This is a genomic window from Enterobacter sp. 22466, from assembly GCF_052044775.1.
Taxonomy (GTDB): Bacteria; Pseudomonadota; Gammaproteobacteria; order Enterobacterales; family Enterobacteriaceae; genus Enterobacter; species Enterobacter dissolvens.
Map to the genome: position 1 here is coordinate 23240 of NZ_JBQENX010000012.1, position 21310 is coordinate 44549.

A 21310-nucleotide genomic window follows, 5' to 3' on the forward strand; every position below is an offset into this window, starting at 1 on the left:
CAGCGCCACCGGGCAACTCACAAGCGGCGCAGCAGCCTCGCCGGGTTTCCCGCATAAATGCCTTTCTCGGTGATGGATTTGGTCACCACGCTCCCCGCACCAATCACCACCCCGTCGCAGATGGAGACCGCCAGGATGGTCGCCCCGCTGCCTATCGACACATCATTTCCCACGGTAATGCGTCCCCAGCTGTTCCGGTCAGCATTGGGTTTGCCGTCGCGAAACATATCGTTGGCAAACATCACCCCATGACCAATAAAACAGCGTTCGCCTATGCTGACATATTCGCAAATGAAGGTGTGCGACTGAATTTTGCTCTCATCGCCAATGCGCGTATGGCCCTGGATTTCAACAAACGGGCCGACAAACACACCGTTGCCAAGCACGCAGTCATAAAGATTGCAGGGCTCATAAAGAGTGACATTTTCGCCACAGGTTACGTTGCGAACCCCGGTAGGTCTGCGCTCCATCCGTTACCTCCGTACATAAAACATAATTAAAAAATATAGATCCACGTCACATTTTTGCGTTATACAGGAACCCCGCCCTGGAGAATGAGGTGCTGTATGACATCCCTGACTCGCCCGCGCGTTGAGTTCATCTCAACTATCCTCCAGACCGTGCTGAACCTCGGTCTGCTGAGCCTTGGCCTGATCCTGGTCGTCTTTTTGGGTAAAGAGACGGTGCATCTGGCAGATGTGCTGTTCGCCCCCGAGCAAACCAGCAAATATGCGCTGGTGGAAGGCCTGGTGGTCTACTTTCTCTACTTTGAATTTATCGCCCTGATTGTGAAGTATTTCCAGTCAGGCTTTCACTTCCCGCTGCGCTATTTTGTCTACATTGGGATCACCGCGATAGTGCGGCTGATCATCGTCGATCATAAATCTCCCCTTGATGTGCTGATCTACTCGGCGGCGATCCTGCTGCTGGTGATCACCCTCTGGTTGTGTAATTCGAAGCGGCTGAAGCGCGAATAAAAAAATGGCGCTCCGAAGAGCGCCTAACAACAGTCACAAGTTGGGTTAATACAATACGTCTAAAGTTGAGGGTTGCAGTGGCATAACAGATGAAACTTAACCTTTCACACCGCCCGCCGTCAGGCCGTTGACCAGCCAGCGCTGGGCCAGCAGGAACACCACGGTAATCGGGATGGCAGAGAGTACGGCCGCCGCAGCAAAGTCGCCCCACAGGTAGTTTTGCGGGTTGAGGTATTGCTGCATACCCACGGCGAGGGTGTAACTATTCACATCACGCAGTAACAGAGACGCGACCGGCACTTCGGTGATGGCGGCGATAAACGACAGGATAAACACCACCGCCAGGATAGGCACCGACAGCGGCAGCAGAACCAGACGGAACGCCTGCCATGGCGTCGCGCCATCCAGCGCCGCCGCTTCTTCCAGCGAGCCGTCGATGGTTTCGAAATAGCCTTTGATGGTCCACACATGCAGGGCGATACCGCCAAGATAGGCGAAGATCACGCCGCCGTGGGTGTTCAGGCCGATAAACGGGACATACTGGCCCAGGCGGTCAAACAAGGCATACAACGCGACCAGAGACAGTACCGCCGGGAACATCTGGAAAATCAGCATCCCTTTCAGCAGTGAGGCCTTGCCCGGGAACTTCATACGGGCGAAAGCGTATGCACAGGTCGTGGAGAGCGTCACAATACCTATCGCAGTGATCCCGGCGATTTTCACCGAATTCCACAGCCATAACAGCACCGGGAACGGCGGCGGGGTGACGCGGCCATCGGCATGCTCCACGCTGAAGCCCAGCGCGAGCTTCCAGTGCTCCCAGGAGATTTCGTCCGGGATCAGGCTGCCGGTAGCGAAGTTACCCGAACGCAGGGAGATGGCGATGACCATCAGCAGCGGGAACATGATCGCCGCAATAAAAATCAGCAGCCCTAAGTGCGTCGCCAGGAGGCGCAGTTTCTGAGATTTGGGTTGTACCATAGCCATGATCGATGCCCTCCTTAGTCAAATTTCATTCGTGTGGCTTTCAGGTTCACTATCGCTAGTGCGCCCACCAGCAGGAAGATCAGGGTGGCAATCGCTGCCGCCAGACCAAAGTCCTGACCGCCGCCGCCTTCAAAGGCGATGCGATAGGTGTAGCTCACGAGCAGGTCGGTATAGCCGGCCGGCGTGGTGGTACCGAGACGATCCGGGCCACCGTTGGTCAACAGCTGAATCAGCACGAAGTTGTTAAAGTTGAAGGCAAAGCTGGCAATCATCAGCGGGGTCAGCGGCTTGATGAGCAGCGGCAGCGTAATCTTAAAGAAGTTCTGGAACGGACCCGCGCCATCCATTGCCGAGGCTTCGTACAGGTCGTCCGGGATGGCCTTCAGCAGGCCCATACACAGGATCATCATGTACGGATAACCCAGCCAGGTGTTGACGATGATAATCATCGAACGGGCGGTAGTCGGGTCGCTGAACCAGGCCGGTTTGATGCCGAACAGCGCGCTCAGCATCATGTTGATTTCACCGAAGCTCTGGTTAAACAGCCCTTTGAAAATCAGAATTGAGATAAACGACGGTACGGCATACGGCAGGATCAGCAGCACGCGGTAGATCGCTTTGCCTTTCAGGGCTTCCCACTGCACGAGGCAGGCCAGCACCATACCCACGGCAACGGTCAGGAGTACCGTCAGTACGGAGAAGACCACCGTCCAGACGAAGATAGCAAAGAACGGCTTCTGGATCCCTTCGTCGGTAAACACGCGGGTAAAGTTGTCCCAGCCGATGGTCACGGTATAACCCGGGCTGAGTTTGTCATCACCCCAGCTGCCGTCGGCGTTTACAGACTGATAGAAACCAATATCGTTGTTCGGACGGTACTTCACGCCGCTCTGGTTATTCGTCAGCGTGCCGTCATCTGCCAGGGTGTAGAGTGGCTGCGTGCCGGAGAACTGGCGCAGCGAGCTCATGGTCACTTTGCTTTCATCTGGCAGCACGGCGGTGAGCTGAGTCAGCGCCTGACGGTTCTGGGTAATGATACGCAGGTTTGCGCGTTCGCCTTCCGGCAGGGCAGGGGCCTCTTTTAAGACCAGCTTCTGCTCGCCGCCAAATTTGAAAGCGTCTGAAATAAAGGTTTTGCCGCTCTCGCCGTCAGTCAGTGCTAATTTCCATTCGTCACCCGCAGGATACAAACCAAAGTTGAAGGTCTTGCCTGCCTGATAAGAACGGTCCAGAAGCACCTGAGTGGCGCGCTCTTGCGCGAGCTGGTTGGTGCTGCTGTAGTTAGTGAATGCGATAGCGATAGTACAGATCAGCGGGAACAGGACAAACAGCCCCATCCCGGCCACGCCCGGATAGACATAACGCCAGGCATACGCCTTACGGTTGGCGAAAATATACAGGCCAGCAGAGCTTAAAATCAGCGTCATGATGGCAAACAGATATTCCCCTTGTACGTACATTAAAACAACAAGGTAACCCACCAGCAGACAGAGCAGACCGATCGCTGACCACTTCAGCACGTCGCTTTGCCACCAATGTTTCTTTTTAATGACATCCATGGGGTTCTTCCTCTACAACGTTTGATCTTTTCTCCCTCTCCTGGGGGAGAGAGCCGGGGTGAGGGCGTGCAGATAGCGACAACCCTCACCCTAACCCTCTCCCAGAGGGAGAGGGGACTACGGCATTACTTAGTAATACGACCCTGTGCATCTTTCAGCGCGGCATCGACAGTCTGACGACCACTTGCGGCGTTAATCACCGCAGTACGGGTGGCATACCAGAACGCGGCCATCTGTGGGATGTTCGGCATGATTTCGCCTTTCTGGGCGTTATCCATGGTTGCCGCGATACGTGGGTCTTTCGCCAGCTGATCCTGGAAGGATTTCAGCGCGACGGCACCCAGCGGTTTGTCTTTGTTCACTTCATCCAGACCCTGATCGGTCAGCAGGTAGTTTTCGAGGAACTCTTTCGCCAGCTCTTTATTCGGGCTGGCGGCGTTGATACCTGCGCTCAGCACGCCAACGAACGGTTTAGACGGTTTGCCGTTGAAGGTTGGCAGCAGCGTCACGCCGTAGTTGATTTTGCTCTTGTCGATGTTGGTCCAGGCCCACGGACCGTTGATGGTCATCGCGGTTTCGCCTTTGTTGAACGCCGCTTCCGCGATGGAGTAATCGGTATCCGCGTTCATGTGTTTGTTCTTGATCAGATCGACCAGGAAGGTCAGACCCGCTTTCGCACCCGCATTGTCCACGCCCACGTCTTTGACGTCATATTTGCCGTTTTCAAACTTGAACGCGTAACCGCCATCGGCAGCAATCAGCGGCCAGGTGAAGTACGGCTCCTGCAGGTTGAACATCAGCGCGCTCTTACCTTTCGCTTTCAGCTCTTTATCCAGTTTCGGGATCTCTTCCCAGGTTTTCGGCGGGTTAGGCACCAGGTCTTTGTTATAAATCAGAGACAGGGCTTCCACCGCGATTGGGTAAGCGATCAGCTTGCCGTTATAGCGAACGGCGTCCCAGGTGAACGGGAACAGTTTGTCCTGGAAGGCTTTATCAGGTGTGACTTCCGCCAGCAGGCCGGATTGTGCATAACCTCCGAAACGGTCATGCGCCCAGAAGATGATGTCCGGGCCGTCACCGGTTGCCGCAACCTGCGGGAATTTCTCTTCCAGCTTGTCCGGGTGTTCTACGGTGACTTTGATTCCGGTGTCTTTCTCGAATTTTTTACCCACTTCGGCCAGGCCGTTATAGCCTTTGTCGCCGTTAATCCAGATAACCAGCTTACCTTCTTCAATTTTGGCGAGAGCCGGTGCGGAAATCATCATTGCTGCCAGGGCGGACAATGCGAAAACGCGTGCGCCAGTCTTGATCTTCATATCTGCCATCCTTTTTTGGTGATGTGCTCGTGGATACACTGAGGTGGTTCAACGTGTCTCAGTCTCCTTATTTGACATCCTCTTTCCATCCTCCCAACCCCTACGCCCCACCCCCGGTTTGTGTGATCTGTGTTGCATAAATTTAAGTTATGAGTGCTGGCGCACATAAAAACACGCTGAATTTTGCAGGTGGCTTCACGAATTTTGCCTCAGCCCGCCAGCTGCGGTCGCAGAGCCTGCTCTCTCATCCTCCCGCCTCCTCCCCCATAAAAAAGCCGGGGGGTGGAGGATTCGCGAAAGTAATGGATACCCCATAGTGAACTTATCTTGAATGTTTCTGTCGGTGACAGGTTGTAACGAAGGGAGAAGGGCATGGCGAGCGTACAGCTGCGTAATGTAACGAAAGCCTGGGGCGATGTGGTGGTGTCAAAAGACATCAATCTCGACATCCACGAAGGTGAATTCGTGGTGTTTGTTGGCCCATCTGGCTGCGGTAAATCAACTCTGCTGCGTATGATTGCCGGTCTTGAAACCATCACCAGCGGTGATTTGCTGATTGGTGATACCCGAATGAACGACATCCCGCCTGCCGAACGAGGCGTCGGCATGGTGTTCCAGTCTTATGCACTTTATCCCCATCTTTCCGTCGCCGAGAACATGTCCTTTGGCCTGAAGCTGGCGGGGGCAAAAAAAGAGGTGATTAACCAGCGCGTCACGCAGGTGGCGGAAGTGTTACAGCTGGCACACCTGCTGGAGCGTAAACCGAAGGCGCTTTCTGGTGGACAGCGTCAGCGCGTCGCGATTGGCCGTACGCTGGTTGCCGAACCGCGCGTCTTCCTGCTGGATGAACCGCTTTCTAACCTGGATGCCGCGCTGCGCGTCCAGATGCGTATCGAAATCTCCCGTCTGCATAAACGTCTTGGCCGCACGATGATTTACGTCACCCACGATCAGGTCGAAGCGATGACGCTGGCCGACAAAATTGTGGTGCTGGACGCCGGCCGCGTGGCACAGGTGGGTAAACCGCTGGAGCTGTATCACTATCCGGCAGACCGCTTTGTTGCGGGCTTTATTGGCTCGCCAAAGATGAACTTCCTGCCCGTCAAGGTCACGGCGACAGCCATTGAACAGGTACAGGTGGAGTTGCCAAACCGTCAGCAAGTCTGGCTGCCGGTCGACAGCGCCAACGTACAGGTGGGGGCCAACATGTCCCTCGGTATTCGTCCTGAGCATTTACTGCCGAGCCACATCGCCGATGTGACGCTGGAAGGTGAAGTTCAGGTCGTCGAACAACTTGGTCACGAAACACAGATTCATATCCAGATCCCCGCCATCCGTCAGAACCTGGTCTACCGCCAGAATGACGTGGTGTTGGTAGAAGAGGGTGCCACATTCGCTATCGGTTTGCCGCCAGAGCGTTGCCATCTGTTCCGTGAAGATGGCACTGCATGTCGTCGGCTGCACAAAGAGCCAGGCGTTTAAGCAATCCCAAAAGAAGACACGAAACCGACAGGTCAAGTGTTCAAAGAAAAGCAATGATCTCAGGAGATAGAATGATGATTACTCTGCGCAAAGTCCCTCTGGCACTCGCCATTGCGGCAGGCATTATGTCTGCCCAGGCAGGCGCTGTAGACTTTAAAGGTTATGCTCGTTCCGGCATTGGCTGGACCGGGAGTGGCGGTGAACAACAATGTTTCCAGGCAACCGGTGCTCAAAGTAAATACCGTCTCGGTAACGAATGTGAGACGTACGCTGAGCTGAAACTGGGCCAGGAAGTGTGGAAAGAGGGCGACAAGAGCTTCTATTTCGACACTAACGTAGCGTATTCCGTTTCTCAGCAGAACGACTGGGAATCCACCAGCCCGGCCTTCCGTGAAGCTAACGTGCAGGGTAAAAACCTGATTGAGTGGCTGCCAGGCTCCACCATCTGGGCCGGTAAGCGCTTCTATCAGCGTCATGACGTCCATATGATCGACTTCTACTACTGGGACATCTCAGGTCCTGGTGCCGGTATTGAAAACATCGATCTGGGCTTTGGTAAACTCTCTCTGGCAGCCACCCGCTCTTCTGAATCAGGCGGTTCTGCAACCTTCGCCGATCGTGATGCCAACGGCGACCGTATTTATGACAATGTTGTACCAAATGACGTCTTCGACGTGCGTTTAGCCGGTCTGGAAACCAACCCGGGCGGTACGCTGGAACTGGGCGTTGACTATGGTCACACCAACATTCCTGACGACTACTACCTGCAGCCTGGCGCTTCTAAAGATGGCTGGTTGTTCACTGCTGAACACACCCAGAGCATGATGAAGGGCTTCAACAAATTCGTACTGCAGTACGGTACGGACTCCATGACCTCTAACGGTAAGGGTATTCCACAGGGTGGCAGCGTTGATAACGACGGCTCCATGTGGCGTGTGCTGGACCACGGTGCAATCACCCTGGCAGACCGTTGGGACCTGATGTACGTCGGTATGTACCAGAACATCGATCGTGACAATAACAACGGTACCGAGTGGTGGACTGTGGGTGTTCGTCCGATGTTCAAATGGACGCCAATCATGAGCACCCTGCTGGAAGTGGGCTACGACAACGTCAAATCTCAGAGAACTGACGAGAAAAACAGCCAGTACAAAATCACCCTGGCACAGCAATGGCAGGCTGGCGACAGCATCTGGTCCCGTCCGGCTATCCGTGTCTTCGCAACCTACGCGAAGTGGGATGAGAAATGGGGTTACGCAAACAACAGCGACACTGGTTACACCTCTGGTGTGGCTTACAGTGACACCTCTGCGAAAACCTTCAGCCGTGGCGACAACGATGAGTGGACCTTCGGCGCCCAGATGGAAATCTGGTGGTAATTCGTTAGACCTGACGTAATGACCTGAAAAGAGGGGCGTAAGCCCCTCTCTCCTTAGGGTACTGCGCGCTATTGCCTGGCCACCGCAGTGCTCACGCTATCAGAGGTAATAACAATGAAAATGAAGAAAAGTCTCGTCGCGCTGTGCCTCTCTGCGGGGCTGTTAGCCTGTGTTCCGGCCGTCTCCCTGGCAGACGTGAATTTCGTGCCACAAAATACCAGTGCTGCGCCGGCTATCCCGGCAGCGGCACTCCAGCAACTGACATGGACGCCGGTTGATCAATCCAAAACGCAGTCAACCCAGCTCTCTATGGGCGGCCAACAGCTGAATGTGCCGGGGATTTCTGGCCCCGTTGCGGCTTATAGCGTACCGGCGAACATTGGTGAATTGACCCTGACGCTGACCAGCGAAGTGAACAAACAGACCAGCGTGTTTGCGCCAAACGTCCTGATCCTCGATCAAAACATGACGCCATCGGCGTTCTTCCCGAGCGACTATTTTAGCTATCAGGAACCGGGCGTGATGAGTGCAGATCGGCTGGAAGGTGTTATGCGCCTGACGCCTGCCCTGGGTCAGCAAAAAATTTATGTTCTGGTATTCACGACCGAGAAAGATCTGCAGCAGACAACAAAGCTGGTTGACCCGGCGAAAGCTTATGCCAAAGGCACCGGTAACTCTGTCCCGGATATTCCGGATCCGCTTGCCCGTCATACCACTGATGGTCTGGTCAAACTGAAAGTTTCCACCAACAGCGCTTCCAGCGTACTCGTTGGCCCACTGTTTGGCTCGTCTGGTCCAGGTCCGGTGACCGTGGGGAATACCGCTGCACCTGTTTATACCGCGCCAGCGGCTACGGTAGCCGCGACCGCAGCCCCTGCTCCGGCGAAGAAAGCTGAGCCGGTACTGAACGACACCGAAGAATACTTCAACAACGCCATTAAGCAGGCGGTGAAGCGCGGTGATGTCGATAAGGCGCTGAAACTGCTTGATGAAGCCGAACGTTTAGGTTCAACCACTGCCCGTTCCACCTTTATCAGCAGTGTAAAAGGCAAGGGGTAACCGTTTCCCCACAGTGCTGATTTTGTTAGTAGTTTAGTGCGCCCTAACGGGCGCACTTTTTTTGGCCACTACTCAGGGGCAATCTGTTCAGAACGCATTATCCCTGACGCGGAAAGAACGAATGATGCGATCCCAGATTTCCACCAGTTCAGCGTCGCTGTAATCCGGTGGGGGCAGGGTATGATTGCTCATTGTCACATCGATAATTGGATGCCGAAAATCGACCACTTTTTCATTAGCTATCACGTTAAAAAGCAACTGCCCGGACGGGTTGCCCGGAGATTTTTCTGATGGTGCGGTATTGAGCCATTCATCAGCCTCAAATCCTGCAATTTCTGTTTTTGCCTTACGCAGAGTCTTCGCATTGATCCGGGTCAGGTAGGGCTGAATCTCATCACTTCGCTCCAGCATACTCGCTGGATCGCCAAGATAGGTATTAGTGGAAACCGACAGGGAAAAGACCGGGTTATGTGGATATACAAAGGTAATATCTTCCTTAGGCTTGCCGTTTCCGTCGCGGATAAACCCTTGCGGAATACAGGTGCCGGGCACGGAAGGAATATCCTCATTCTGCCGTCCGCTCAGCCGGGACATGAGGTCCTGTAATTCCGCCAGTTTCTGAGGTTTATCATTCGCCATCCAGTCAGGTCTTCCCGCCTCCTTGCGCAGATAAAACGCTCGCTCTTTAGCGAAGCGCGGATCAGAATAATCGGTAATCTCCTGCATGAGGATAAACGCCACTCCGTCAACGTAGAGATGACCCTCCAGAACGCGCCCAAATCCCGCCACACTCTCATTTTCATTACGGTCAAAAATGACAGCATTATCACTCAGCTTGTATATCTGCTTGAGAAATGGCTGATCTACAGGGTCCACGGTAGCGCTGTTTTTCAGTTTCTGTTCCCGCAACCGGATACGCTGCTCAAATGCCGGGCGGTAGAGCCGCTTGCTGCTGATGCGGATCTCATTAATCTGTGCCCGGTCAGTCAGGGTATTTTCGAATGAGGCCGGAACCTCGAACACATAGCGCCCCACGCACTGGGATTTGGTGGTGGCAAAAAGGGTATTAACCATACGTTTTTCCTTGTTCGTTAACGCCGGGGGCGCATGCACGAATGTCACATAGTTATGGATGTAATATCCTGCCGCCAGCAACAGGAGCGTCAGCGTGACAATCAGGGGGGAGGTGTCTTTTTTCATGGGGCGGGAACCTGCTGCACAATTTTCACCACCGAGCGAACCGTGAATACCAGTGCGTCGGAGAGATCGCTGTATACCGAGCGGGAGCGATCGACAGGATCGACAGCATAAGCTCCTTCATGATCGACATCTGTCGCCAGGACGCCCTGAATACGTGAAGAGGAGGTGTAGACGGAGGTGATCGGCACGGTCCCATCGCCGGGGCTTGCGGATGAAATTAGTTGATGGGACCTTAACGGGGACAGTTCAAAAGAGTTACCTGCATTCATCCTGTACCTCTGCGCTTCCTTGACGCTCTGGGGGATCCGCTCTTCCCATGTCAGGAACCCATCGGACGGGTTGCATTTGCTGGCTCCGTAAAATAGCCAGGTCTGGGGGTGGTATTTGCCGTTTAACTTCTCAATAAATTTTTTAACGATATTACTTATTGTTTTCTCATATTTATTCCATTCGACTCTGGTATCATCCAGCAGCAAATCCTGCTCACATAGCCGCCACCAGGCTGTTTTGTTTAGATAAATTTCCTCATACGGATCGGCCACCGGGAGGGAAAGTTGAGTCTCTTTACTGTTGATTTTCAGCCATCCCGGACCATAAGCCATGCCCGGCAGAAGCTGTAACGGACCGGGAGACTGTGCCAGCACCGGCATCAGCTTTTCTGCACTGTCCCCGATAATCATTCCAGTGATGCCACGCTCACCGATCTTCATGCGGCGATAAGCTGCCGGTGAGCCGAGATCCGGCATAACGCCGTGTACAATGCCCAGGATTGAGTCTTGTCCGCCCATATTTTCCGAGTAATGGCGGGCGACCAGTCCGCCCATCGAATGGGTGATCAGGATGACCTTGTTGACTGCCAGGCGTCCGTGGTACGCACTCAGCACCTTACGGATATATTCGCCCAGCAACGCCGCAGAGTCCGCATTCGATTGCAGCCAGTTGTAACCAAAAACGTGCAGCGGGAATAAGAACTTGTGCCCGTGAGCCACTTCTTCTTCGCTCAGCACCTGCTCCTGAGGCTCGTCACCGATTCTGACACCGATAAAACGCTGCCGTGCCGTTTGCAACTGTGTCTCCCGAAAGTAATTATCCATCAGGATATCGTCGTCGCTGAGCAGATATTGCAGCCGGTCAAGCGCCTCTCCGTAGCTCATGTAAAACGCACTTCCCCATCCGCGGGCGCGACGGGACGGGAATTTTTTGCCATCCGCACCGTCGTTTAAAATTTCCCCGGAGTCATCGACGACGGTGGTCGTCGGATCAAGCAGTTGCTTTCTTTTTTTTGCATTGGCTAATGGCAATTTCACGAGCGAAGCTGCACTGAACTGCCAGACTTCACCATCCTCATTTTTTAAGTTTGACCCCATCACCCCAGGAATAAAAATCACCGGGATCACTTTTGCAGGCGGCACAAGGCAAACCGACGTGTGGTTTTTGTCCTTTGGCTGAGGAACAAGCTTATAATGAAACGTGCCATCGTCATCCCAGATGGGACGATGATAAGACCGATTAGGGGGGCTATTTTTATTGTCATCCATGTATTAAGTTTCTGATATTCCTTCCCAAGAGCTGCATTAGCTCACAATTTATCCGCGCGATACTTAACCAAAATCAAGTTCTGCTGTTGCTGCCACGAACATTTCTCCCGCCTTGTTGCGCCCCTGTTGCGATAGTGATCGTTAAATTTTGTTTGTCCGTCCTCATTTTGCCAATCTGCGATACAATGCTTTTACGTTATGTATCGGAGAGTCCGGCATGTCACACCCCGCGCTAACGCAACTGCGTGCGCTGCGCTATTTTGACCAAATACCTGCGCTTGACCCGCAGCAGCTTGACTGGTTGCTGCTGGAAGATTCCATGACTAAACGTTTTGAGCAACAGGGCAAGACGGTTACGGTGACGATGATTCAGGAAGGGTTTGTCACTTCCGCTGACATTGCCAGTGAACTGCCGCTGTTGCCAAAAGAAGCACGCTACTGGTTGCGTGAAATTTTGCTCTGCGCGGATGGTGAGCCGTGGCTCGCCGGGCGAACGGTGGTGCCTGAATCCACCCTTTCCGGGCCAGAGCTGGCACTGCAACGGCTGGGAAATACCCCGCTCGGGCGGTACCTTTTCACTTCGTCTGAACTTACCCGGGATTTTATCGAGATTGGTCGCGATGCCGAACTGTTGGGACGTCGTTCCCGTCTTCGCCTGAGCGGTAAACCGTTAATACTGACGGAGCTTTTTTTACCGGCATCGCCGTTGTACTGAGAGGAAGAAAAAATGGAGTGGAGCCTGACGCAGAACAAGCTGCTGGCCTATCACCGCTTAATGCGTACCGATAAACCCATCGGCGCGCTACTGCTGTTGTGGCCGACATTATGGGCGCTATGGGTGGCGACGCCGGGCGTTCCACCGCTGTGGATCCTGGGCGTGTTTGTGGCCGGTGTCTGGCTGATGCGTGCGGCGGGCTGTGTGGTCAATGACTACGCCGATCGTAAATTCGACGGACATGTGAAACGGACAGCCAATCGTCCGTTACCCAGCGGGCAGGTCACAGAGAAAGAGGCCCGGGTGCTGTTCATCGTGCTGGTGCTGCTCTCCTTCCTGCTGGTGTTAACCCTCAACACCATGACCATCCTGCTTTCCGTTGCGGCTCTCGCGCTGGCCTGGGTCTATCCGTTTATGAAACGCTATACTCATCTGCCGCAGGTGGTGCTGGGCGCGGCGTTTGGCTGGTCGATCCCGATGGCGTTTGCGGCGGTCAGTGAGTCGGTACCGCTGAGCTGCTGGCTGATGTTCCTGGCGAACATTCTCTGGGCTGTGGCTTACGACACGCAATATGCGATGGTAGACCGCGACGACGATCTGAAAATTGGCATTAAATCGACCGCCATTCTGTTTGGTCGTCACGACAAGCTGATTATCGGTATCCTGCAGATTGCCGTGCTGGCACTGATGGTGGCGATTGGCCGCCTGAACGGGCTGAACTGGGAGTTTTACTGGTCAGTGCTGGTGGCGGGACTGCTGTTTGCTTACCAGCAGAAGCTGATCGCAAAGCGTGAGCGTGATGCCTGTTTTAAAGCGTTTATGAATAATAACTACGTGGGCCTGGTGCTGTTTCTGGGGCTGGCGATGAGCTATTTTGGCTAAAAAAAAGCCCGGTGACGCTGAAGCTTACCGGGCCTGCATGATATGAAGCGTCAGATTGTGAGCCGGGTAAGGCGAAGCCGCCACCCGGCTTTTTCACATCACTCGCCCTGCGTCGCACTCTCAATCGTCAAACGCACGTCGGAGGTAATCAGCTCTGCCAGCATCTGATACACCTTCAGCGTCTCTTCCGGCTCGGCATCGCCCGTGTCGCTAATGAACCCTTCATCACGCAGCGTCAGTACCAGTGAACTGAAGACCGCTTTGTCGAAGAATTCCGGGGCGTTGATGCCGTGCAAAACGGACAGACGCTGCGCCAGCGTCCGGCTCTCTTTCTCCAGCGTACCGCGGTTAATGGATGGGTTCGCGCTCAGCAGCCAGAAGGTGATGGCGTAGCGCTGCAGCGTTTCACGCGCACCCGCCGCCAGCAGTTGCAGCGTACGGGAGCGTGACGGATTGATATGCAGCTCATCGTTAACGACGGTAATCAGCCCCTGACGACGCAGCTCCTCAGTCATTTTATCCAGCTCAATCGCCAGCTCATCCTTGCTCCAGCGCAGGAACAGCTCTGCTTTCAGCATCGGATAGAGCGTCTCTACATGACGCAGCAGCTCCTGACGAGAAATACGGCGATGCTGGGTAATGATCGCCGCCATCAGCGACGGTAGCATCAGCATGTGGGCGATATTGTTACGATAGTAGGTCATCAGCACCGCCTGCTCGCGCGGGAGAATGATGATGTCGCCAATCGTATCTTTCTCGACTTCAAACTTGTTCATCTGCAGCGCATGGTCGATCAGCTCGCTCGCCGTGCTGGCAGGCGTGGTTGAATCCACCGAATAGGGAACGTTGCGCATCAGGTCAAGATAGCAATCCAGCTGCTCCGTAAGCTGTTCACGGGTCAGCGAGCGTTGACGTGACGCCAGCAGTGCCGTACAGCACAGGTTCATGGCGTTTGCGGCACCGGCGTTGTTAATACGCACCATCAGCTCAGCCGCGATACCGTTAACCGTTGGCGTCAGCCAGGCCGGACGCACCGCTTCGATAGGATCGATAGACTCGCGCCACTCAGGGACATGGTTGTTCAGGTACGTCATCAACGGCATTGGCTCGCCGAAGTTCACGTAGCCCTGGCCGAGATTGCGTAACTTGCTCAGACCGCGCAGCATCTGCGGCAGGCTCTCTTTCTCTTTGGTCGCCCCACGCAGCTCTTTGGCGTAAGTCCCCACTTCCATGACGTGCTCGTAGCCAATGTAAATGGGTACCAGCGTGATCGGACGGGTACCGCCGCGCAGCATTGCCTGGATGGTCATCGACAGCGTGCCGGTTTTCGGGTCCAGCAGACGGCCGGTGCGTGAACGTCCCCCCTCCACGAAGTACTCAACGGAATAACCGCGGCTGAACAGCTCGCCCAGATATTCGCGGAACACGGTAGAGTAGAGCTTGTTGCCCTTAAAGGTACGACGAATAAAGAAAGCCCCCAGACGGCGGAAAATCGGGCCTGCTGGCCAGAAGTTCAGGTTGATACCGGCCGCGATGTGCGGAGGCACCAGCCCCTGGTGATAAAGCACATACGAGAGAAGCAGGTAGTCCATGTGGCTGCGGTGGCAGGGCACATAAACAATTTCATGGCCGTCATGCGCCAGTTGGCGAACGCGCTCGGCGTTATGGACGTTAATGCCCTGATAGAGGCGGTTCCATGTGAAGCCAAGGATGCGGTCAGAAAGACGGATCATCTCATAGGAGAAGTTCGCGGCGATCTCTTCCATCAGCGCAATAGCGTTCTGCTGTGCTTTTTCGTGAGAAATCTTCTTAGTGCGCGCTTCGTCTTCAACGGCACGGGCGATCGCTTTGGAGGCCAGCAGCTTGTTGAACAGGTCCTGACGTGCCGGAAGACGCGGTCCCACGGCGGCCAGACGCTGACGAGCGAAATGCATGCGCGCCACGCGCGCCAGTTTTTGCGCGATGATCTTATCGGTGCCGTGCTCGTCCGCCATTCTGCGCAGCGAGACGGAAGGGGAGAAACGCACAAAGCTGTCGCGTCCCAGCCAGGAGACGGCGAAGAATTTCTGAATGCCATTGAGCATGCGCAATGGCGGATTCTCTTCCCCTTTCTCGCGGCCCGGGCGACGACCAAACATCACCGAAACGGGCACCATTTGCACATCCAGATCGGGATTGCTGCGATGCAGGTCGAGATAGTCGTGGAACAGCTTAATGGACTCTTCTTTTGGCGTGTAATAGGTAAACACGCGTGGCCCACCGTGAATGAATACGTATCGCGGCAACAGCGTACCGTCGACTTCTAACGGTTCAAGCGGGTCAGGTAAGTCATGCGCCAGACACTGGGCGCGAAGCGTCAGCAAGTCTGCCTTCGAGTTGTAAGGCAAAACATACATAATAGGGCGCGACGTATCGAGCCCCAATTCCAGCGCGGGTTCTGCTGGGATAGACTTACTTTTTACCAGGACGCTTAATGGTAAATTAAGTAATTTGTAGTAAATTCGTGGCCAGCCGGACATAAACGATGTAAAGCCTCTGGTTAATAATGCAATTGCGGCGCAAGGATAACAGAAAGCGCGCAAAATTTCTGTTGTTACCCGTCATACTTCAGGCTGCAGCGCAACACGCTGCACCTTCTGTTACTGACGCTCTTTTTCATAAAAGGTTCTTTTAATGGCCAATAATACCACTGGGTTAACCCGAATCATCAAAGCCGCCGGCTATTCCTGGAAAGGTTTCCGTGCCGCGTGGATCAACGAAGCCGCATTTCGCCAGGAGGGCATCGCCGCAATTGTCGCCGTGATTATCGCCTGTTTCCTTGATGTTGATGCCATTACCCGCGTGCTTCTGATCGGCTCCGTGCTGTTGGTGATGATAGTGGAAATTCTTAATAGCGCTATTGAGGCCGTTGTAGACCGTATCGGCTCTGATTTCCATGAGCTCTCTGGCCGGGCGAAAGACATGGGGTCTGCTGCCGTGTTGCTGGCGATTATTACTGCAGCTATTACCTGGGTCACGCTGCTTTGGTCACATTTCCGATGAGCCTCGAGGAATAATTAAGTCCCTGGTTTTTTGTGCAGTTTTTGGTTCCAAAATCGCCTTTGACTGTATATACTCACAGCATAACTGTATATACACCCAGGGGGCGGAATGAAAGCGTTAACGACCAGGCAGCAAGAGGTGTTTGATCTCATCCGGGATCATATCGGCCAGACGGGTATGCCACCCACGCGTGCGGAAATCGCTCAGCGTCTGGGCTTCCGTTCTCCGAACGCTGCCGAGGAACACCTGAAAGCGCTGGCGCGTAAAGGCGTGATTGAAATTGTATCGGGTGCTTCACGCGGTATCCGCCTGCTGGTGGAAGAAGAGACAGGCATTCCGCTGATAGGCCGCGTCGCTGCAGGTGAACCTCTGCTGGCGCAACAGCATATCGAAGGCCACTACCAGGTTGATCCTGGCATGTTCAAACCGAGCGCGGATTTCCTGCTGCGCGTAAGCGGTATGTCCATGAAAGACATCGGTATTCTTGACGGCGATCTGCTTGCGGTGCATAAAACGCAAGACGTGCGTAACGGCCAGGTTGTCGTGGCACGCATCGATGATGAAGTGACGGTTAAGCGTCTGAAAAAACAGGGCAATACCGTCCAGTTGTTGCCGGAAAACAGCGAGTTTTCCCCCATTGTGGTTGACCTGCGCGAGCAAAACTTCTCTATCGAGGGGCTGGCGGTAGGGGTTATTCGCAATGGAGAATGGCTGTAATCTCATCCTGACAGGCTACGGATCCGCCGTGGCCTGATCCCTTATCCACTCCCGGTATTTTTTCATGTCACTGCTGACGGCATCCGATAAGGCATTGTGGCGTCTTGCACTGCCGATGATTTTTTCCAATATCACCGTTCCGCTGCTGGGGCTGGTGGATACGGCAGTTATTGGTCACCTTGATTCACCCATCTATCTGGGCGGCGTGGCGATTGGCGCGACGGCGACCAGCTTCCTTTTTATGCTCCTGCTTTTTTTGCGCATGAGTACCACCGGGCTCACGGCGCAGGCGTACGGTGCTAAAGATCCTTTGCGTCTGGCGCGTGCGCTGGTTCAGCCGTTAATTCTGGCGCTTGGGGCCGGCGCGTTAATCGCTATATTGCGTACCCCACTGATTGACCTGGCGCTGCATATCGTTGGCGGCAGCGAAGCGGTACTGGAGCAGGCACGACGCTTTCTTGAAATTCGTTGGCTCAGCGCGCCCGCGTCGCTGGCCAATCTGGTTCTGCTGGGGTGGTTACTCGGCGTGCAGTACGCCCGCGCGCCCGTGATCCTGCTGGTGGTAGGCAACCTCCTCAACATCGTGCTCGATCTCTGGCTGGTGATGGGCCTGCATATGAATGTGCAGGGTGCGGCACTGGCGACGGCGATTGCTGAATACGGGACGTTTATCCTCGGTCTGTGGATGGTCTGGCGGGTGCTGGTCATGCGCGGGATCTCTCTTGCGCTGCTGAAGAGCGCATGGCGCGGTAATATTCGCACGCTGCTGGCGCTCAATCGCGACATTATGCTGCGCTCCTTGCTGCTCCAGCTCTGCTTCGGCGCACTGACGGTCTTTGGCGCACGGCTTGGGCCAGACATCGTTGCGGTGAATGCCGTTCTGATGACGCTGCTGACCTTTACCGCCTATGCGCTGGATGGCTTTGCCTATGCTGTCGAAGCGCATTCCGGCCAGGCATATGGCGCACGTGAAAGTGGTCAGCTGCGGGATGTCTGGCGGGCGGCCTGTCGGCAGTCGGGGCTGGTGGCGCTGGTGTTTGCGCTGATTTACGCCTGTTTTGGCGAACAGATTATTGCGTTACTGACCTCCCTTCCTGCACTGCGCGAGCTGGCAAGCCATTACCTCATCTGGCAGGTCATTTTGCCGGTGGTGGGGGTCTGGTGTTACCTGCTGGACGGCATGTTTATTGGCGCGACGCGAGGTGCGGAGATGCGTAACAGCATGGCGGTGGCGGCGGCTGGTTTTGCCCTGACGTTACTGACGCTCCCCTGGCTGGGTAACCATGGCTTATGGCTCTCTCTGGCGGTCTTTCTCGCATTGCGGGGGGTGTCGCTGGGCTTTATCTGGTACCGTCACTGGCAAAACAATACCTGGCTTCCTTCCCGTCACGATATATCGTGACGGTTAAAGATTCCGAATATGAAATAAACCGCCGAATCCTTAACTACAATTATTATCACGTCCAGCAGAAAAGAACGTAACGGACGTTACGAACCGACGCTTAACTATGAGGACACGATGATGAATAAAGACGAAATCGGCGGCAACTGGAAGCAGTTCAAAGGTAAAGCGAAAGAACAGTGGGGTAAGCTGACGGATGACGATATGACGGTCATCGAAGGTAAACGCGATCAGCTTGTCGGGAAAATTCAGGAACGTTACGGCTACGCGAAAGACCAGGCTGAAAAAGAAGTCGGCGACTGGGAAAAACGCAACGACTACCGTTGGTAAGCGGATAATACCCGCAAGTACAAGGAAGTACTCCCTGAGGGCGGCCATGAGCCGCCTTTACTATGATTAGCGTGGCTTTTTCTTTACGAGGATCGAGTGGTCGTGGTGGCATTCATCCTGATGCCGACAGGCCTCTACTTCGACACACGCTGAGCACAGACCATGCGCTTCAATCACATTATGACGCAAAGCAAAGCCCATTCTGGCTGCGAGCGTATGCATAATATCTTCTACGCCTTCCGCACCTTCTTCTTTCACCACGCCACAACGGTCGCAGATAAACATGGCCGATGTGTGGGTTGGCTGGTCAAAAAGATGACATAGCACATAGCTGTTTGTGGATTCGACCTTGTGTACAAACCCTTGTTCTAACAGGAAATCGAGTGCACGATAGACCGTAGGCGGTTTAGCCTGCGGTTCGCTTTCGCGCAGCAGATCGAGCAGGTCGTATGCGCTGATGGCGCCCTGTTGCAGGCTCATCAGGCGTAATACTTCAAGGCGCTGCGGAGTCAGGCGCACATTGCGTTGCGCGCACAGCTTCTCTGCCTGCGCTAACAGCTCTTTTGTGGACTTATCCATTCAGCACCTCGGATGTTATAGGATGGAAACCCTCACTTTATCATGTTCTGGTAAAAACGCCGAGATCCGCCAGGCTGTGCTATACCTGACCCATCGCAAACCGGGAAATTAACCATGAAAAAACCTGACTGTATTCGGCACTGGCGAGATGTGGAAGAGCCAGATAATTCAACCTATCCCGACAGTAACGAGCTTTTCTCTATCGGTGCACCGCTGGCCCGCCACCTTGGCCTCCGGCGGATTGGTATTCACCACGAACGTTTGCCGCCCGGACGTCGAACCTCCTATCCCCACGCGGAAAGCGACGAAGAGGAGTTCATCTATGTGCTGGAAGGATATCCGGAAGCCTGGATTAACGGCTATTTGTGGAAGCTTGAACCCGGCGACAGTGTAGGGTTTCCTGCTGGCACCGGCGTCTGCCATACCTTTATTAATAACACTGAAGAAGAGGTGCGATTACTGGTCGTTGGCGAGGCGAACAAGAAGCACAACCGGATCTACTATCCGCTTAATCCGGTGTATGCCGCCACGCGTGAAGATCGCTGGGTTGATCATCCCCCTCAGTTCTTTGGGCCGCACGATGGAAAACCTGGGAAAAAATAATTTCCTCTTCTATAAATATTGAGGGCCGTCACAAATAACAACAGGCCTGTCCGGAGTTTTACTTAAGGAAATAGCGGGTCTTTTTGTACTTATTCACAGCAATAGTTCGTTCCTGTTTGGGTGATAACAGACAGGGTGATGTTATTAACGACAATAAGACGAGCATACTGTGAAAAAACATTTTAAATTTTCGGTGGTTAGCATCGCTGTCTCCCTGTTTATGGCAAATCAGGCGGGAGCAGCCAATACCTGGACAGAATCACGTAGCGACGCAATGGGTGGCACGGGCGTTGCTTCAGGCAGCTATGGCAGCGGGGTGTTAATCAACCCCGCGCTGCTGGCAAAGGCAAAACCGGACGATGATGTGACGGTTATTTTACCGTCCGTCGGCGTGCAGGTAACGGATGAAGACAATCTTCAGGATGAGATTGATACCATCAACGACAAAATCAAACACTACAAGGATGTGGTTGATAGCCTTACCCCCATTGAAGTGATTACCAATCCGCTGGGCTCAATCGATCAGTTCCAGGGCGCGGCAAAAGATCTTGCCGATGAACTGGACTATCTCAAGGGCAAAACTGCACGTGCAACGGCAGGCGCGGGGATTGCGGTGAGTATCCCTAACGATGTGCTCTCCGTGGCCTTTATGGCGAAAGGCTATGCCCACGGGCGCGTCAGCTCTTCTATCGATCAGCAAGATATTGACTACCTGCGCGGTATTCAAAACAGTGATGCGGTGGCGGCGGGGGTTGCACTGGATGCGGCCCTGAACGGTACCGATCAAATCACAAAAAACCTCAACTCTACGGCGTCTGGCCGTGCGGCGATTGTCTCCGATTATGGTGTTGCGATTGCCCGTCAGTTCGATCTGGGTGGCGTCCCGGTTTCCCTTGGCGTCACGCCGAAGCTGCAGAAAACATGGGTCTATAACTACACCACCTCCATTTACGATTACGACAGTAACAAGTGGAACGACAGCCGCTACCGGACAGACGATACCGGCTTTAACGTGGATGCGGGTATCGCGGCAGATTTCGGCGAACACTGGACGGTCGGGGTGAGTGGGCAAAACCTGATGTCACGCGATATCGACACCAAAGATATTCGCATCCGCAACGGGCGCACGGGGGAAGTGGTGAGCTATAAAGACACCTATCAAATCCGTCCGCTGGTGACGGCGGGGGCTGCCTGGCACAACGATCTCGTGACCCTGACCGCCGATGGCGATCTGACAGAAACCAAGGGCTTTAAAAGCGAGGATACCTCGCAGTATGTTGGCGTAGGTGCGGAAGTGACGCCGCTGAGCTGGCTGGCCGTGCGTGCGGGTTATCGCGCCGATATGAAAGGGAATGACAGTAACGTCTTTACCGGTGGTGTCGGTTTTGCACCGTTTAACACGGTTCACGTCGACCTGATGGGGCTGTACGGTGAAGATGAAACCTGGGGCGCCGGGGCGCAGTTGAGTATGACGTTCTAAAGGGCACCGGAGGCGTTGCGCCTCCGGCTTTTCTTTATGCTATAGTAGCGCCCCTTTTCCACC

General features: G+C 54.3%; 20 protein-coding genes and 1 pseudogene. 13 read left to right on the forward strand and 8 right to left on the reverse strand.

The features are described from left to right. Nucleotides 1-17 precede the first annotated feature (17 nt). Nucleotides 18-470: an acyltransferase gene (locus ACTJJI_RS23180; RefSeq protein ID WP_046887573.1), complete on the reverse strand. Its 453-nt coding sequence runs from the start codon at nt 468-470 to the stop codon at nt 18-20. Nucleotides 471-566: 96 nt separating this feature from the next. Here ACTJJI_RS23180 and psiE point away from each other — a divergent pair, with 96 nt between their 5' ends. Next, on the forward strand, nt 567-977 hold the full coding sequence (gene psiE, locus ACTJJI_RS23185) for a phosphate-starvation-inducible protein PsiE (RefSeq protein ID WP_000202963.1): 411 nt from the start codon (nt 567-569) through the stop codon (nt 975-977). A 96-nt stretch (nt 978-1073) separates the two neighbouring features. Here psiE and malG read toward each other — a convergent pair whose 3' ends face one another. The 3 genes from malG to malE all read right to left on the reverse strand — a co-directional run bounded on the left by malG (nt 1074) and on the right by malE (nt 4839). Then, nucleotides 1074-1964 carry a maltose ABC transporter permease MalG gene (malG, locus tag ACTJJI_RS23190; protein WP_014830272.1) on the reverse strand — a complete coding sequence of 297 codons (891 nt, stop codon included), beginning with the start codon at nt 1962-1964 and terminating at the stop codon, nt 1074-1076. A gap of 14 nt (nt 1965-1978) precedes the next feature. Continuing rightward, nucleotides 1979-3523: a maltose ABC transporter permease MalF gene (malF, locus tag ACTJJI_RS23195; protein ID WP_440655727.1), complete on the reverse strand. Its 1545-nt coding sequence runs from the start codon at nt 3521-3523 to the stop codon at nt 1979-1981. 125 nt (nt 3524-3648) lie between these two features. Next, entirely contained in the window at nt 3649-4839 is a 1191-nt protein-coding gene (gene malE, locus ACTJJI_RS23200; RefSeq protein ID WP_014830274.1) for a maltose/maltodextrin ABC transporter substrate-binding protein MalE, read from the reverse strand. Nucleotides 4840-5211: 372 nt separating this feature from the next. Here malE and malK point away from each other — a divergent pair, with 372 nt between their 5' ends. The 3 genes from malK to malM all read left to right on the forward strand — a co-directional run bounded on the left by malK (nt 5212) and on the right by malM (nt 8759). Then, nucleotides 5212-6321: a maltose/maltodextrin ABC transporter ATP-binding protein MalK gene (gene malK, locus ACTJJI_RS23205; RefSeq protein ID WP_008500080.1), complete on the forward strand. Its 1110-nt coding sequence runs from the start codon at nt 5212-5214 to the stop codon at nt 6319-6321. 71 nt (nt 6322-6392) lie between these two features. Then, the gene (locus tag ACTJJI_RS23210; protein ID WP_014830276.1) at nt 6393-7700 is read left to right on the forward strand and encodes a maltoporin; all 1308 of its coding nucleotides are present in this window, start codon (nt 6393-6395) and stop codon (nt 7698-7700) included. 114 nt (nt 7701-7814) lie between these two features. Next, on the forward strand, nt 7815-8759 hold the full coding sequence (gene malM, locus ACTJJI_RS23215) for a maltose operon protein MalM (protein ID WP_063411732.1): 945 nt from the start codon (nt 7815-7817) through the stop codon (nt 8757-8759). 87 nt (nt 8760-8846) lie between these two features. Here the strand turns inward: malM and ACTJJI_RS23220 are convergent, their stop codons facing one another. Both ACTJJI_RS23220 and ACTJJI_RS23225 read right to left on the reverse strand, forming a co-directional pair. Further along, on the reverse strand, nt 8847-9959 hold the full coding sequence (locus tag ACTJJI_RS23220; RefSeq protein WP_050859527.1) for a T6SS immunity protein Tli4 family protein: 1113 nt from the start codon (nt 9957-9959) through the stop codon (nt 8847-8849). Next, nucleotides 9956-11497: a GPI inositol-deacylase gene (locus tag ACTJJI_RS23225; RefSeq protein ID WP_262762753.1), complete on the reverse strand. Its 1542-nt coding sequence runs from the start codon at nt 11495-11497 to the stop codon at nt 9956-9958. Before ACTJJI_RS23225 ends, ACTJJI_RS23220 begins: the two co-directional genes overlap by 4 nt. A 217-nt stretch (nt 11498-11714) precedes the next feature. Here ACTJJI_RS23225 and ubiC point away from each other — a divergent pair, with 217 nt between their 5' ends. Together ubiC and ubiA are read left to right on the forward strand one after the other, a co-directional pair. Then, the gene (gene ubiC, locus ACTJJI_RS23230) at nt 11715-12212 is read left to right on the forward strand and encodes a chorismate lyase (protein WP_014830278.1); all 498 of its coding nucleotides are present in this window, start codon (nt 11715-11717) and stop codon (nt 12210-12212) included. A 12-nt stretch (nt 12213-12224) separates the two neighbouring features. Further along, nucleotides 12225-13094 carry a 4-hydroxybenzoate octaprenyltransferase gene (ubiA, locus tag ACTJJI_RS23235; protein ID WP_014830279.1) on the forward strand — a complete coding sequence of 290 codons (870 nt, stop codon included), beginning with the start codon at nt 12225-12227 and terminating at the stop codon, nt 13092-13094. 98 nt (nt 13095-13192) lie between these two features. Here the strand turns inward: ubiA and plsB are convergent, their stop codons facing one another. Continuing rightward, nucleotides 13193-15613, reverse strand: coding sequence for a glycerol-3-phosphate 1-O-acyltransferase PlsB (gene plsB, locus ACTJJI_RS23240; RefSeq protein ID WP_014830280.1), 2421 nt, complete (start codon nt 15611-15613; stop codon nt 13193-13195). Between the two features lie 154 nt (nt 15614-15767). Here plsB and ACTJJI_RS23245 point away from each other — a divergent pair, with 154 nt between their 5' ends. The 5 genes and pseudogenes from ACTJJI_RS23245 to ACTJJI_RS23265 all read left to right on the forward strand — a co-directional run bounded on the left by ACTJJI_RS23245 (nt 15768) and on the right by ACTJJI_RS23265 (nt 18585). Continuing rightward, nucleotides 15768-16136: a diacylglycerol kinase gene (locus ACTJJI_RS23245; protein ID WP_063411730.1), complete on the forward strand. Its 369-nt coding sequence runs from the start codon at nt 15768-15770 to the stop codon at nt 16134-16136. A gap of 108 nt (nt 16137-16244) precedes the next feature. Continuing rightward, nucleotides 16245-16853 carry a transcriptional repressor LexA gene (gene lexA, locus ACTJJI_RS23250; RefSeq protein WP_014830282.1) on the forward strand — a complete coding sequence of 203 codons (609 nt, stop codon included), beginning with the start codon at nt 16245-16247 and terminating at the stop codon, nt 16851-16853. 64 nt (nt 16854-16917) lie between these two features. Further along, nucleotides 16918-18255, forward strand: coding sequence for an MATE family efflux transporter DinF (dinF, locus tag ACTJJI_RS23255; protein ID WP_014830283.1), 1338 nt, complete (start codon nt 16918-16920; stop codon nt 18253-18255). Further along, nucleotides 18252-18326 (forward strand): annotated as a pseudogene (locus ACTJJI_RS23260) (hypothetical protein); the annotation flags it as partial. The gene dinF and the pseudogene ACTJJI_RS23260, both read left to right, overlap by 4 nt. Before the next feature lie 49 nt (nt 18327-18375). Further along, the gene (locus ACTJJI_RS23265; protein ID WP_014830284.1) at nt 18376-18585 is read left to right on the forward strand and encodes a CsbD family protein; all 210 of its coding nucleotides are present in this window, start codon (nt 18376-18378) and stop codon (nt 18583-18585) included. Between the two features lie 66 nt (nt 18586-18651). Here ACTJJI_RS23265 and zur read toward each other — a convergent pair whose 3' ends face one another. Further along, nucleotides 18652-19164, reverse strand: a complete 513-nt coding sequence (gene zur / locus ACTJJI_RS23270) for a zinc uptake transcriptional repressor Zur (RefSeq protein WP_014830285.1) — start codon at nt 19162-19164, stop codon at nt 18652-18654. A 114-nt stretch (nt 19165-19278) separates the two neighbouring features. On the opposite strand from zur, the gene ACTJJI_RS23275 reads away from it, so the two are divergent. Then, nucleotides 19279-19767, forward strand: a complete 489-nt coding sequence (locus ACTJJI_RS23275; protein ID WP_118284003.1) for a cupin domain-containing protein — start codon at nt 19279-19281, stop codon at nt 19765-19767. Nucleotides 19768-19987: 220 nt separating this feature from the next. Further along, nucleotides 19988-21247: a conjugal transfer protein TraF gene (gene traF / locus ACTJJI_RS23280; RefSeq protein WP_153908347.1), complete on the forward strand. Its 1260-nt coding sequence runs from the start codon at nt 19988-19990 to the stop codon at nt 21245-21247. Nucleotides 21248-21310: the final 63 nt, after the last annotated feature.

Excerpts from the sequence above, each read along its gene's own strand:
- psiE (WP_000202963.1), top strand. The coding sequence starts at position 567 with ATGACATCCCTGACTCGCCCGCGCGTTGAGTTCATCTCAACTATCCTC.
- malF (WP_440655727.1), bottom strand. The coding sequence starts at position 3,523 with ATGGATGTCATTAAAAAGAAACATTGGTGGCAAAGCGACGTGCTGAAG.
- ACTJJI_RS23220 (WP_050859527.1), bottom strand. The coding sequence starts at position 9,959 with ATGAAAAAAGACACCTCCCCCCTGATTGTCACGCTGACGCTCCTGTTG.
- ACTJJI_RS23245 (WP_063411730.1), top strand. The coding sequence starts at position 15,768 with ATGGCCAATAATACCACTGGGTTAACCCGAATCATCAAAGCCGCCGGC.
- traF (WP_153908347.1), top strand. The coding sequence starts at position 19,988 with ATGGCAAATCAGGCGGGAGCAGCCAATACCTGGACAGAATCACGTAGC.
- ACTJJI_RS23265 (WP_014830284.1), top strand. The coding sequence starts at position 18,376 with ATGAATAAAGACGAAATCGGCGGCAACTGGAAGCAGTTCAAAGGTAAA.
- ACTJJI_RS23275 (WP_118284003.1), top strand. The coding sequence starts at position 19,279 with ATGAAAAAACCTGACTGTATTCGGCACTGGCGAGATGTGGAAGAGCCA.
- ubiA (WP_014830279.1), top strand. The coding sequence starts at position 12,225 with ATGGAGTGGAGCCTGACGCAGAACAAGCTGCTGGCCTATCACCGCTTA.
- malE (WP_014830274.1), bottom strand. The coding sequence starts at position 4,839 with ATGAAGATCAAGACTGGCGCACGCGTTTTCGCATTGTCCGCCCTGGCA.
- malM (WP_063411732.1), top strand. The coding sequence starts at position 7,815 with ATGAAAATGAAGAAAAGTCTCGTCGCGCTGTGCCTCTCTGCGGGGCTG.
- ACTJJI_RS23210 (WP_014830276.1), top strand. The coding sequence starts at position 6,393 with ATGATGATTACTCTGCGCAAAGTCCCTCTGGCACTCGCCATTGCGGCA.
- lexA (WP_014830282.1), top strand. The coding sequence starts at position 16,245 with ATGAAAGCGTTAACGACCAGGCAGCAAGAGGTGTTTGATCTCATCCGG.
- ubiC (WP_014830278.1), top strand. The coding sequence starts at position 11,715 with ATGTCACACCCCGCGCTAACGCAACTGCGTGCGCTGCGCTATTTTGAC.
- ACTJJI_RS23180 (WP_046887573.1), bottom strand. The coding sequence starts at position 470 with ATGGAGCGCAGACCTACCGGGGTTCGCAACGTAACCTGTGGCGAAAAT.
- zur (WP_014830285.1), bottom strand. The coding sequence starts at position 19,164 with ATGGATAAGTCCACAAAAGAGCTGTTAGCGCAGGCAGAGAAGCTGTGC.
- dinF (WP_014830283.1), top strand. The coding sequence starts at position 16,918 with ATGTCACTGCTGACGGCATCCGATAAGGCATTGTGGCGTCTTGCACTG.
- ACTJJI_RS23225 (WP_262762753.1), bottom strand. The coding sequence starts at position 11,497 with ATGGATGACAATAAAAATAGCCCCCCTAATCGGTCTTATCATCGTCCC.
- plsB (WP_014830280.1), bottom strand. The coding sequence starts at position 15,613 with ATGTCCGGCTGGCCACGAATTTACTACAAATTACTTAATTTACCATTA.
- malG (WP_014830272.1), bottom strand. The coding sequence starts at position 1,964 with ATGGCTATGGTACAACCCAAATCTCAGAAACTGCGCCTCCTGGCGACG.
- malK (WP_008500080.1), top strand. The coding sequence starts at position 5,212 with ATGGCGAGCGTACAGCTGCGTAATGTAACGAAAGCCTGGGGCGATGTG.